The organism is Larkinella soli, assembly GCF_003703975.1.
GTDB lineage: Bacteria > Bacteroidota > Bacteroidia > Cytophagales > Spirosomataceae > Larkinella > Larkinella soli.
In genome coordinates, this window is sequence record NZ_QTJY01000015.1 from 42,139 (window position 1) to 54,554 (window position 12,416).

Consider the following 12,416-nt stretch of genomic DNA (forward strand, 5'->3'; position numbering starts at 1 on the left):
GGATCGTTACGGTTAGGAATGAGAATCGTCCAGCGGCAGCTGGCGGCTGTGTTGCAGGTAGTTTTTATCGACCACCAGCAGGTAGATACCCACCAGCACAAAGAAGACCATGAACGTCAGGAAGGAAGTCACCATGTAGACGTCGGCTCCCGGGATTTTATCGATGAATTGCTTGAACATGTCGGTCGGATGGTTTTGGGAGAGGGCCGGACGTCCGGCCCTCCCGGATGCTTATTTTCGGATGTCGGTACCCAGCCGCTGGAGGTAGGCGATGAGCGCAATGATCTCGCGGTCGGAGGCTACCTTAACGCCTTCTTTTTCCAGCCGGGCGCTGATATCCTTCGCCTGGTTCTGGGCTTCGGCTTCGGCATTGTCGATGTCGATGTTGTCATACGGCACCCCGACGGCTTTCAGCGCCTTCAGCTTGGCCCCGGTGGTCGAAACGTCCAGTTTCTGATCCAGCAGCCAGGGGTAGGCGGGCATGATCGAACCGGGCGACATGGACGAGGGGTCGCGCATGTGGTGGTAGTGCCAGGAGTCGGGGTACTTGCCGCCTTCGCGGTGCAGGTCCGGCCCGGTCCGCTTCGATCCCCACAGGAACGGGTGGTCGTAGACGAATTCACCGGCCTTCGAGTATTCGCCGTAGCGCTCGGTTTCGCTCCGGAACGGCCGGACAAGCTGGCTGTGGCAGCCGACGCAGCCCTCGCGGATGTAGAGGTCGCGGCCCTCCACTTCGAGAGCGGTGTACGGCTGAACGGAAGCGATCGTCGGCACGTTGGACTCGACCATGAAGGTTGGGATCAGTTCGATCAGGGAGCCGATCAGGATCATCACCAGCGAACCGACCAGCAGCGGGAACGGCCTGCGCTCGAACCAGCGGTGCCAGTAGGTATCCTGGCCGGTCGGCACGTAGGCTTTTTCCAGGGCCGGGGCCTCGGCCGGCTCGTCGGCGACCAGCGAGCCGGCGGCCATCGTTTTGAACAGGTTGTAGGCCATCAGGATTGCCCCGGTCAGGTAGAACAGCCCGCCGAAGGCCCGCATCATGTGCAGGGGCAGAATCTGGATGGTGGTTTCGAGGAAGCTCGGGTATTTCAGGACCCCTTCCGGCGTAAACTCCTTCCACATCATGCCCTGAATGAAACCGGAGATGTACATCGGAACCGCGTAGAACAGAATGCCGAGGGTGCCGATCCAGAAGTGGGCGTTCAGCAGCTTTTTGGAATACAGCGGGGTGCGGTACAGGCGCGGGATCAGCCAGTACAGGACGGCGAAGGTCAGGAAGCCGTTCCAGCCCAGCGCCCCGACGTGAACGTGCGACACGACCCAGTCGGTAAAGTGGGCGATGGCGTTGACGTTTTTCAGTGACAGCAGCGGGCCTTCGAAGGTGGCCATCCCGTAGGCGGTGACGCCCACGACCATGAATTTCAGAATGGCATCTTCCCGAACCTTATCCCAGGCGCCCCGCAGCGTCAGCAGACCGTTGAGCATCCCGCCCCAGGACGGCGCGATCAGCATCACGGAGAATACGACCCCCAGCGACTGCGCCCAGTCGGGCAGCGAGCTGTAGAGCAGGTGATGCGGTCCGGCCCAGATATAGATGAAAATGAGCGCCCAGAAGTGCAGGATCGAAAGCCGGTAGGAGTAGATGGGCCGGTTGGCCATTTTGGGCAGAAAGTAATACATCAGCCCCAGGAACGGCGTCGTCAGGAAGAAGGCCACGGCGTTATGACCGTACCACCACTGCACGAGGGCATCCTGTACCCCGGCATAGAGCGAATAGCTTTTCAGGGCGCTGACCGGCATTTCCATCGAGTTGACCAGGTGCAGCACGGCCACCGTGATGAACGTGGCGATGTAGAACCAGATGGCCACATACAGGTGGCGCTCCCGGCGTTTGATGATCGTGCCGAACATATTGATCCCGAACACGACCCAGATCAGCGTGATGGCGATGTCGATGGGCCATTCCAGTTCGGCGTATTCTTTCGAGGTCGTATACCCGAGCGGCAGCGTCAGGGCGGCTGCCACGATGATGGCCTGCCAGCCCCAGAAGTGGATTTTGCTCAGCAGGTCGGAGAACATCCGGGCTTTGCAGAGCCGCTGCAGGGAATAATAGACGCCCATGAAGATGGCGTTGCCGACGAAGGCGAAAATTACCGCGTTGGTGTGCAGCGGCCGGATGCGTCCGAAGGTCGTGTACTGGTTGCCGAGGTTCATCGAGGGCGAGAACAGCTGCGAAGCGATCAGTACCCCGACGAGCATCCCGACGACCCCCCAGATGATGGTGGCGACGGCGAAGTTCCGAACGATCGCGTTGTCGTAGGCGAATCGCTCGATGACCGGCGCTCCCTCGACCGGATTCCGGCGCCCGGGCCTTTCGGCGGTGGTTGGTTGAGAAGTTACGTTCATATACTCTGATTGATTACGGGATGAAAGTTTGGGCGTTTCGGGGTTTGGGCGTCGGCGAATCCGGGGGCGGCTCGGCCGGGTCGGTGTCGTCGAGCAGCATCCGGATCGACGGGGTATAGAGGTCGTCGTTCTGGCCGTGTCGCATGGCCCAGAAAAACGCGCTGAGAAAACCCAGCGCCAGCACCAGACTAATCCCGATCATGAAGAAGATTACCTGCATCGTTGTAATGGTATCTTTTGCGATACCAAAATTGCAGAATCGGGAAGGGGGGAAATATGAGGGAAATCAGGAGCGGGGGTGATTTGGGTCAGACCACCCCCAGCCCCTCCTTGATAAGGAGGGGAGTACTCTGCCTTTTTTTAAACTCTGCGAAGCCACCCCCTCCTTGCTAAGGAGGGGGTTGGGGGGTGGTTCACCGGCTCACTTCCACGACCCATTCCGGGCCGCTGTAAACCTTATGGTGTTCCGAGAAATTGCCCATGTTGACGGCGAAGGAGAGGTTCAGCAGGCTGTTGAGGTAGGCGAGGTTGCTGCCTTCCGGCACGGAAGCGAAGGTGGAGACGAAGGGCATTTTTCCGTCGAATACCGTCTGGGCACCCTTCCGGATGCGGACGTTCAGCACGTCGCCGTGTTTGATGGAAAGCTTCCGGAAGGTGTCTTCGCCGATGTTGGTCCAGATGTTGCCGTACTGGATGTCGAGGACCGGAATGGAGCCTTTGATGAGCCCTTTTTCGAAAACCGGCGGCTGGTGCGGAATCCGGACGACCTCCTTCGCCAGCTCCGGCCCCACCTGTTCGAACGTGATGGTGCCGGCCGCCAGCCGGGCCGCCGTATAGGCATACACGTCCCGGCCGTGAAAGGTGTAGGATTTGCCCGAATCCCTCCGGCGGTTGACGGCCTCGTCGATCTCCCGGACGCTTTCGATGCCCAGCAGCGGGGCGACGAGCGTGAGCGTTCCGTTGTCGGGCGTAACGAAGTAGTGACCGCTCCGGGTCTTCAGTACCACCGACTTCCGTGCCGAACCGACGCCCGGATCGACCACCGAAACGAACACCGTGCCTGCCGGCCAGTAGGGGGCCGTCTGCTGAAGCCGGTAGGCGGCCTCCCAGATGTTATAGGCCGGAATTTCGTGGGTGAGGTCGAACAGCCGGAGGTCCGGGGAGACGCCGAAAGCCACCCCCTTCATGGCCGAGACGGCCCCGTCTTTCAGACCGAAGTCCGACTGAAAGACGACGGCTTTGTTCTGCGCGAGGCAGAGGTTGACGGCGAGGACCCAGCCGATCAGGCTGGACAGCAGGCGGTTTCGTTTCATGGCAGTCGGCGGGAAAAAGCAGGCAGTCGGAGAACATTTTCCGACTGCCAAAAATACGCATTTCCCCGATTCTCCGTCAATCCCGGTTTTCCGGAAACAGTTTCCGGCCTTTCCAGCGCATCCCGAGCGTGGCGATCAGTACCATCGTGGTCGAGCTGAGCGGCATCAGGATGGCGGCCACGATGGGCGAGAGGTTGCCGGTGATGGCGTAGGAGACACCGACGAAGTTGTAAATCAGAGAAATACAGAAACTAAATCGGATCAGCTTCATCCCGAACCGGCTGTAGCGGAGCATATCCGGCAGGCGGCTCAGGCTCCCGGCTTCCAGAATACCGTCACTGGCGGGCGTAAACTGAATGGTGTCGTCGGTAACGGCGATGCCTGCGTCGGCCTGTCTGAGCGCCCCGGCGTCGTTCAGGCCGTCGCCCACCATCAGCACCCGCCGGCCGTTGGCCTGGAGCGACCGGACGAAATCCAGCTTTTCCTGCGGGTGACACTCGAACACCATCTGCCCGTCGTTCGGGAACCAACGCTTCAGGTCGGCCCGGGCGGCTTCGTTGTCACCTGACAGCAGGTACAGGGAATGGCTTTTCTTCAGGCTGCTCAGCACCCCGGTAATGCCGGCCCGGTACTGGTTCGGGAAGCGGAAACAGCCCCGGTAGACGTGGTCGATACTCACATGGACCGCCGACCCCTCCGTATCGAGTGTTTTCCCCGGGGAGGGATGCACGAATTCCCGCGAACCGATCTTGACGAACTGGTCGTACACCAGCCCTTTGATGCCCTGCCCCGGCACTTCGGTAAAGTTGTCGACCGGCAGAATCATCGCGTCGTACAGGTAGCCGGCCACTTTCCGGCTCAGCGGGTGGGCCGAGTGCCGCACCAGCGAGGCCACGAGCGAGAGTTCCATCTCGTTGAGCGGTACGGCAAACGTCTCGACAGGCTGGGCGGTCGCGCTGGACGTCAGCGTCCCGGTTTTGTCGAACACGATCGTGTCGCAGGCCGCCATCTTCTCGATCACGTCGGCATTTTTCAGATACAGTTTCAACCGGCTGAGCAGCCGCATCCCGTTGCCCAGCGCAAACGGGTAGGAAAGCGACAGTACGCAGGGGCAGGCGACGATCAGAATGGCCGTGAAGACGTTGACGGCCTTCGACGGCTCGGTCACGTACCAGTAGGTGCCGGCGACAAGAGCCAGCGCCAGCACGCTGAGGGTGAAGTACTTCCCGACGACATCGGCGAATGTCCGGATGCGGTCCGACCACTTGCGCCCGCCCTCGTCCTTCCGGAAGGCGTCGTTGTTCCAGAGCTGGGAGAGGTAGCTGTGCGATACCGACCGGACCACCTCCAGTTCGATGGCTTCGCCGACCTGCTTGCCGCCCGCATAGAGCAGCGCCCCCGGTTTGCGGCTTTCCGGCTCCGATTCGCCCGTTACGAAGCTGTAGTCGATCAGCCCCTGGCCTTTATACAGAATCCCGTCGGCCGGGATGAGTTCCTGGTTGCGGATGCGGATGCGGTCGCCTTTTTTGAGTGAGGCAATCGGAACGGGAGTTTCGGTTTTTCCCCCGATCAGCGTAGCCGCCAGCGGAAAATAGGACTTGTAATCCCGCTCGAAGGAAAGAAAATCGTAGGTACGCTGCTGAAACCATTTGCCGATCAGCAGAAAGAAAATCAGGCCCGTGACCGAGTCGAAGTAGCCGGCGCCGGTGTCTGTAACCACTTCATACATCCCCCGGAAATAGGCCGTCAGGATGCCGAGCAGAATAGGCAGGTCGATGTTGATCATCTTCCGGCGCAGGGCCGCCCAGACCGATTCGAAATACCCCCAGCCGGAATAAAACACGACCGGTGTCGCCAGCATGAGGTTGAGATACAGGAAAAGCCGCCGGAACGAAGGGTCGTCGAGCCCGAGGTATTCCGGAAAACTGAACAGCATGATGTTGCCCGCGCAGAAACCCGCCACCGCCAGCTTATACAGCAGCGGTTTGTAGGTCGGCCGGTTCTGCTCCTCCACCACGTCGTTCAGGCTGATGAGCGGTTCATAGCCCAGCGAAGTCATCAGTTCGGCCACCTGGCGCAGGGAGATGTCTGTCTGCCGGAAGCGGATATGGACGTTCTTCTTCAGGAAATCGACCCGCGACTGGAGGATGGACGGGGCGATCCGGTACAGGTGTTCGAGCAGGTACAGGCAGGAACTGCAATGGATGGCCGGCACATAAAAAGTAACGTGGGTCTGCGTATCGTCCGAAAACCCGGTCAGTTGGCTGATGATGTCGGGATGGTCCAGAAATTCCAGCCGGGCCAACCGGGGCGTCTGGCCCGGGTTGGGCGTTATTTCGTAATACCGGCAAAGCCGGCTGTCGTTCAGCACTTCGTAGACGGTCTTGCATCCGTCGCAGCAGAACGCCTTGTCATTGAGGAGGATCGGGTGTGGCGGGCAATCGCTGCCGCAGTGATAGCAGGTAAGTTTCGTAACCGTTGCCGTATTCATATTCTCAAAATTTTCATAAAACTCGCGTTTTGCCGGCCGGAAATGCATGACAACAATCAGCAGGAGGGGTGAGAATGGTTAGGTGCGGTCTGCCGGGGTTGGGAGAGATTTGTAAAAAAAGACGATGAACAGCGCCGAACTCAGCCGAAAATACAACGTTCCCGGACCCCGCTACACCTCCTATCCGACCGTACCGTTCTGGGAAGCCGGCACCTTCAGCGAAGCCGTCTGGATCGGGCGGCTGCAAACCGCCTTCATCGAAAGCAACCGGCGGCAGGGCATCAGCCTGTACATCCACCTGCCGTACTGCGAAAGCCTCTGCACGTTCTGCGGCTGCAACAAGCGAATTACCCGAAACCACACCGTCGAACGGCCCTACATCGATGCGGTGCTGAAGGAATGGAAACTGTATACCGACCTGTTGCCGGGGCGGCCCCGGATCGCGGAGCTGCACCTCGGCGGGGGCACGCCCAGTTTCTTCAGCCCCGCCGAACTCCGGCGCCTGCTGGAAGGTATTTTCAGGCTGGCCGACCCGGCCGACGAAACCGAATACGGCTGGGAGGGGCATCCCAACAATACCACCCGGGAACACTTGCAGACGCTTTACGACTTCGGTTTCCGGCGCGTCAGCTTCGGCGTACAGGATTATGACCCGGCCGTCCAGAAAGCCATCCACCGCATCCAGCCGTTTGAAAACGTCCGGAAGGTAACCGAATGGGCGCGGGAGATCTGCTACACCTCCATCAGCCACGATCTGGTGTACGGCCTGCCGTTTCAGCGGCCGGAAAGCGTCGAACAGACTGTCCGTCAGACGCTCCGGCTCCGGCCCGACCGCATCGCCTTCTATTCCTACGCCCACGTGCCCTGGCTGAAAGGCACCGGCCAGCGCGGTTTCCGCGATGAGGATCTGCCCGCCGGGGAGGCCAAACGGCTTCTTTACGAAACCGGCCGGGCGCTGTTCGAAGCGGGCGGCTATTCCGAAATCGGTATGGACCACTTCGCCCTGCCCGCCGACGCCCTGAGTAAAGCCGCCGGGCAAGGTACGCTGCACCGGAATTTCATGGGGTATACAACCACCCGGACGCAGGTGCTTCTGGGGCTCGGCGTGTCGTCGATCGGCGACATCTGGACGGCTTTCGCCCAGAACGAAAAGGACATCGACCGGTATCTGGAAAGGGTCGATGCCGGGATGCTTCCTTTAGTGAAAGGCCACGCCCTCGATGCCGAAGACTTGTTTTTACGAAAACAAATCCTGAATATCATGTGCCGCTTCGAAACCCGCTGGAACGGGAACGACTGGACCGGTGAAGAATGGTCCGGGCTTCAGGAAAGCCTGGAAGAGCTGCGCCGGGACGGCCTGATCGACTTCAGCGAAACCGGGTTACGGGTGCGGCCCGCCGGACGGCCTTTTCTGCGGAACGTCTGCATGGCGTTCGACCAGCGCATGATCCGCAGCCGGTCGGCGCAGCGGTTATTTTCCACGACCTTGTAACCACCTCTCTCCACGACGCATGAAAGTGGCTCTTTTCAGCTGCCGGAATTACGACCGGCAGTTCTTCGAGCGGATGAATACCGCCCACCAGATCACCTATATCGAAAACCCGCTAAACCCACAGACGGTGCCGCTGGCCGCCGGTTCGGAAGCCGTCTGCGTCTTCGTCAACGACCATCTCGACCGCCCCACGCTCGAAGCGCTGGCCGGGTTGGGCGTGCGGCTGGTAGCCCTGCGGTGTGCGGGTTTTAACAACGTCGATCTGGCCGCGGCTACTGAACTGAATATGAGAGTAGTGCGGGTGCCGGCTTATTCTCCGCACGCGGTGGCCGAACACGCCGTGGCGCTCCTGCTGACTCTGAACCGCAAGATTCACCGGGCCTATAACCGTATCCGGGAAAATAACTTTTCGCTGGAGGGACTGCTGGGTTTCGACCTCTACGGCAAAACGATCGGGGTGATCGGCACCGGGAAGATTGGGGCGGTATTTGCGCAGATTATGCTCGGCTTCGGCTGCCGGGTCATCGCCTTCGACCAGTACGAAAATGAAGACCTGAAAACAGCCGGCGTCGGCTACACCGACCTGCCGACCCTGCTGCGGTCGTCGGACGTCATTTCCCTCCATTGCCCCCTGACGCCGGAAACCCATCACCTCATCGACGCCGAAGCGCTGGCGCAGACCAAACCGGGCGTCATGCTGCTCAACACCAGCCGCGGGGCGCTGGTCGATACGAAAGCCGTCATCCGGGCGCTAAAAACCGGGCATCTGGGCGCGCTGGCGCTGGACGTGTATGAACTGGAGGAGAATGTGTTCTTCCACGACCTCTCCGGGCAGGCCCTCGAAGACGACCTGCTGGCCCGGCTGATGACCTTCCCGAACGTGCTAATTACCTCCCACCAGGGATTTTTTACCCACGAAGCCCTCGAACAGATTACCCGCACCACCCTCAACAGCATCACGGCCTTTGAACGAGAGCATTCCGCCATCCCGGCGGAGTGTGTCGTGGTGTAAAACCGCCTACTCATCCTGAAACCGGGGCAGATCCTGCAAAAAACGGACGGTGCCTTCGGCATGATCGACGCAGCAGCAGAAGTGGACCAGGCCGTTGGTAACGACCAGATAGGGCGCCTGATGAACGTGGTTGTAGCGGGCGACCTGGTCGAACACCTGCTGCGTCAGGGCCACGGTCGGCGCCTTGCATTCGACGAGCAGATACGGTTTGCCCGACCGGTCGTAAACCAGCAGGTCGGTGCGTTTCTGAAGCTGATTCAGCGTCATTCCTCCTTCCCCCCGGATCAGGGCTTTCGGGTATTCATACTGGTTGATCAGCAGATGCACCACGTGCTGGCGGACCCACTCCTCCGGCGTCATGCGGACATACTTCTTCCGCAGCACGTCGAAAATGTAGGGTTTTCCTTCGACCTGTTTGATTTTATAATCAAAAACCGGCAGATTAAGGGAGGTCAAATGGTTGAATGATTGAGTTGTTGAATAATTGAATGACGGTTCGCCGTAGCGATTGAATAAGGCTCCGCCGGGGGGCCATAGACAAATTTATTCAATTCGGTTAAAACCGCGAAGCCCACTCAATCATTCAGTTATTCATTCATTCTGTAATTGTATGAAAACCAAGGAGGAAATCGTCGAGAACTGGCTGCCCCGTTACACCGGGACACCCATCGAGCAGTTCGGAGAATATATTTTGCTGACCAATTTCATCAACTACGTTGAGCTGTTCGCCCGGAAGTTCAATACCGAGATTCACGGTCTTGGGCGGGCCATGCAGACGGCGACGGCCGAAAACATCACGATCATCAACTTTGGCATGGGCAGTGCCATGGCGGCCACGGTCATGGACCTGCTGACGGCCATTCATCCGAAGGCGGTGCTGTTCCTGGGCAAATGCGGGGGGCTGAAGAAAACGCAGATCGGCGACCTTATTCTGCCGATCGCGGCCATCCGGGGCGACGGAACCAGCGACGACTATATGCGCCCGGAAATCCCGGCCCTGCCCTCCTTCCGGCTCCAGCGGTCGGTTTCGTCCATGATCAAAAAGCACGAACTCGACTACTGGACCGGCACCGTCTATACCACGAACCGGCGCATCTGGGAGCACGACAAAGCCTTCAAGGAATACCTCCGCGAAATCCGGGCACTGGCCATCGACATGGAAACCGCCACCATTTTCATCGTCGGATTTGCCAACTCCATCCCGCACGGCGCCCTCCTGCTGGTTTCCGACAACCCGATGGTTCCCGAAGGGGTCAAGACCGAGGAAAGCGACCGGAAGGTAACCGGCCTTTTCGTCGAAAAACACCTCCAGATCGGCATCGACGCCCTGCTGGAACTGGCCTACTCCGGCGAGTCGGTAAAACACCTGCGGTTTGAATAGTTTGGGGGTTTGGGGTTAGGGAGTTTAGGGGTCGGGAGTTCTCGGTTCCGGGCGTTGCTGTCGGCCTCTTTTTTCCGCCGGACCACCCCCCAGCCCCCTCCTAAAACAGGAGGGGTGGCTCCGCAGGGTTTGAGTCGGGCAGCGCACTCCCCCTCCTTGCTAAGGAGGGGGCCGGGGGGTGGTCCATAGCACCCAACCCCTCAACCCCCAAACTCCTCAACTCAATTACAATAATCACTGATCACCTTATACGCCGGGGTATAGCCCAGTTCGCCGGATTTGCTCAGGTCGAGGCAGCCCCCATTCTCGTCGCCGAGGCTGTGGCGGATGATGCCGCGGACGTAGTACACCTCCGGGTATTTCGGATTCAGCCGGATGGCGCTGTTGCAGTCGAGGAGGGCGCCTTTCTGTTCGCCCTGCTGCGAGCGGATCAGCCCCCGGGTGAAATAAGCTTCGGCGTAGGTCGGGTTTAGTTCGATGGCTTTGCTGAGGTCGGCGATGGCGCCTTTGATCTCGTTCACCTTGCCCTTGCTGACGGCCCGGCCGAAGTAGGCTTCCGAACGGTCGGCCGACAGCAGGTCGATCCGATTTTTCTGCTGGACCGCATTCCGCAGCCCGTCGAGGACCGGCCGGGAGATTTTTCCATTATATACGATTTTGGCATCGACGTCGGCATTGTTGGTTTCGATGGCCGCGTCGAAGTCCTGAATGGCTCCGCGCTGGTCGCCCAGTTTACCCCGGCAGAAGCCCCGGCCGTAGTAGGCCCGGAAGTTGGCCCCGTTGAGGGCGATGGCCCGGTCGTAGTCGGCGAAAGCCCCTTTATAATCCTCCAGTTTACTTTTTGCAAAACCCCGGAAATAGAACGATTCGCCGTCTTCGGGAGCCAGTTCGATGGCTTTGTTGAGGTCTTCGACGGCCTTCTGGTAATTGCCCAGACGAACCTGCGATTCGCCCCGGCCGGCGTAGGCCTGCGCCCGTTTGGGATTCAGGTCGATGACTTTCGAGAAGTCGGTCAGGCTGCCGGCGTAATCCTCCAGTTTCTGACGGATGACGCCCCGGGCCGACAGAGTCTGGATGTTGTTGGGGTCCAGTTCGATGGCTTTGGAAAAGTCCTGCAACGAACCGCGGTATTGTTCGAGACGGCTGCGGCTGACGCCCCGGTTATAATACGCCTGCGGATCGTCGGGGGCCAGTTCGATGGCCCGGCTGAAATCCATCTGCGCCGAACGGTGGTCGTCCTGCTTGCTTTTGCTGACGCCCCGGCCCAGGTAGGCCATGGCGTCTTTGGGATTTAGCTCGATGGCGCGGTCGTAATCGAGGATGGCACCCCGGTGGTCTTTCAGATTGGCCTTGGCAAGGCCCCGGTTGTAATAACTGGCCGCATTCTCCGGATTGATACCGATGGCCAGACTGAAGGCCTGGAGGGCGCCGGTGAAATCGCCCGACTTACTTTTGGTGAGGCCCGATTCGAAAAAATCGGAAGCGGTTTGCTGGGCGTGCGCATAGCTGAAAAAGAGAGAAAGCAGGAACGCCGGAAGGAGGTAAAGTTTTTTCATAGACAACCCGTACGGTAGGAATTTTTATTCGAGGGCCTAAAAATAGAAGATGCCCGTCGATGCGTCAACAGGTAATGATCATAAAATTTTTGTATCGGACTGATAATTAAGGGAAAGCGCATGAAGGATAACAGGCGGCCCAGACCAGTGATTTGATGACGTAGATTGTATTCAGACAAAATGTCTTACGAAAAAGCCGGAAATGTCAAGTTAACTGACAGGATGGCCGGTTTTTCCAGGATTTCGGGGCTGGTACACCATTTGAGTAAGAAGTATCGAAGTCAATCAATAACGAAAAGAAACCATGACAACCTTAGTTCGATACAATCGCCTGCCGTCGCTCTTCGACCGGATGGTGGCTCGTGAATTCAACCGATATTTCAGCGCTCCGGCCGTTTCGGCTAAAACCAATACCGTCGTTCCTGCCGTCAACGTGAAGGAAGACGACAAGGCGTATCACATTGAAGTAGCCGTTCCGGGCCTGAAGAAGGAAGACTTTACCGTCAACCTGGAAAACAACTACCTGACCATCGCTTCCCGTCAGGAGCAGAGCAACGAAGAGAAAGCGGAAAACTTTACCCGGAAAGAATTCAGCTACAGCTCTTTCCAGCGCAGCTTCCGGTTACCGAAAAACGTAAACAACGAACAGATTCAGGCCGCCTACACCGACGGTATTCTGAAAATCGAACTGCCCAAGGCCGAGCCGAAGGCCGTTGAACCGAAACAGATTGCAGTAGCATAACCGGCGTGTGACGAAAGGTC

11 protein-coding genes are annotated in these 12,416 nt (G+C 58.9%); 4 read left to right on the top strand and 7 right to left on the bottom strand.

Annotated features, from left to right (window positions below; genetic code table 11):
- Nucleotides 1–12: 12 nt before the first annotated feature.
- From DX909_RS29625 to DX909_RS22670, 5 genes are all read right to left on the bottom strand, one after another.
- Nucleotides 13–180, bottom strand: coding sequence for a hypothetical protein (locus DX909_RS29625; protein ID WP_164851374.1), 168 nt, complete (start codon nucleotides 178–180; stop codon nucleotides 13–15).
- A 51-nt stretch (nucleotides 181–231) separates the two neighbouring features.
- Nucleotides 232–2,409: a cytochrome-c oxidase, cbb3-type subunit I gene (gene ccoN, locus DX909_RS22655; protein WP_128547512.1), complete on the bottom strand. Its 2,178-nt coding sequence runs from the start codon at nucleotides 2,407–2,409 to the stop codon at nucleotides 232–234.
- Between the two features lie 13 nt (nucleotides 2,410–2,422).
- On the bottom strand, nucleotides 2,423–2,629 hold the full coding sequence (gene ccoS / locus DX909_RS22660; protein ID WP_128547513.1) for a cbb3-type cytochrome oxidase assembly protein CcoS: 207 nt from the start codon (nucleotides 2,627–2,629) through the stop codon (nucleotides 2,423–2,425).
- A gap of 193 nt (nucleotides 2,630–2,822) precedes the next feature.
- Nucleotides 2,823–3,722, bottom strand: coding sequence for an SAM hydrolase/SAM-dependent halogenase family protein (locus DX909_RS22665; RefSeq protein ID WP_128547514.1), 900 nt, complete (start codon nucleotides 3,720–3,722; stop codon nucleotides 2,823–2,825).
- A gap of 76 nt (nucleotides 3,723–3,798) precedes the next feature.
- A complete protein-coding gene (locus DX909_RS22670) occupies nucleotides 3,799–6,213 on the bottom strand; it encodes a heavy metal translocating P-type ATPase (protein ID WP_128547515.1) in 2,415 nt (804 codons plus the stop codon).
- Between the two features lie 124 nt (nucleotides 6,214–6,337).
- Here DX909_RS22670 and hemN point away from each other — a divergent pair, with 124 nt between their 5' ends.
- Both hemN and DX909_RS22680 read left to right on the top strand, forming a co-directional pair.
- On the top strand, nucleotides 6,338–7,705 hold the full coding sequence (gene hemN / locus DX909_RS22675) for an oxygen-independent coproporphyrinogen III oxidase (RefSeq protein ID WP_128547516.1): 1,368 nt from the start codon (nucleotides 6,338–6,340) through the stop codon (nucleotides 7,703–7,705).
- Between the two features lie 19 nt (nucleotides 7,706–7,724).
- Entirely contained in the window at nucleotides 7,725–8,717 is a 993-nt protein-coding gene (locus DX909_RS22680; protein WP_128547517.1) for a 2-hydroxyacid dehydrogenase, read from the top strand.
- Nucleotides 8,718–8,723: 6 nt separating this feature from the next.
- On the opposite strand, the gene DX909_RS22685 is transcribed toward DX909_RS22680, so the two are convergent.
- Nucleotides 8,724–9,173, bottom strand: a complete 450-nt coding sequence (locus DX909_RS22685) for a type I restriction enzyme HsdR N-terminal domain-containing protein (protein ID WP_128547518.1) — start codon at nucleotides 9,171–9,173, stop codon at nucleotides 8,724–8,726.
- 154 nt (nucleotides 9,174–9,327) lie between these two features.
- Between DX909_RS22685 and DX909_RS22690 the strand changes: the two genes are divergently transcribed.
- Nucleotides 9,328–10,098, top strand: a complete 771-nt coding sequence (locus tag DX909_RS22690) for an AMP nucleosidase (RefSeq protein ID WP_128547519.1) — start codon at nucleotides 9,328–9,330, stop codon at nucleotides 10,096–10,098.
- A gap of 221 nt (nucleotides 10,099–10,319) precedes the next feature.
- On the opposite strand, the gene DX909_RS22695 is transcribed toward DX909_RS22690, so the two are convergent.
- Nucleotides 10,320–11,654: a tetratricopeptide repeat protein gene (locus DX909_RS22695; protein WP_128547520.1), complete on the bottom strand. Its 1,335-nt coding sequence runs from the start codon at nucleotides 11,652–11,654 to the stop codon at nucleotides 10,320–10,322.
- Nucleotides 11,655–11,958: 304 nt separating this feature from the next.
- Here DX909_RS22695 and DX909_RS22700 point away from each other — a divergent pair, with 304 nt between their 5' ends.
- Nucleotides 11,959–12,396, top strand: a complete 438-nt coding sequence (locus tag DX909_RS22700) for an Hsp20/alpha crystallin family protein (RefSeq protein WP_128547521.1) — start codon at nucleotides 11,959–11,961, stop codon at nucleotides 12,394–12,396.
- Nucleotides 12,397–12,416: the final 20 nt, after the last annotated feature.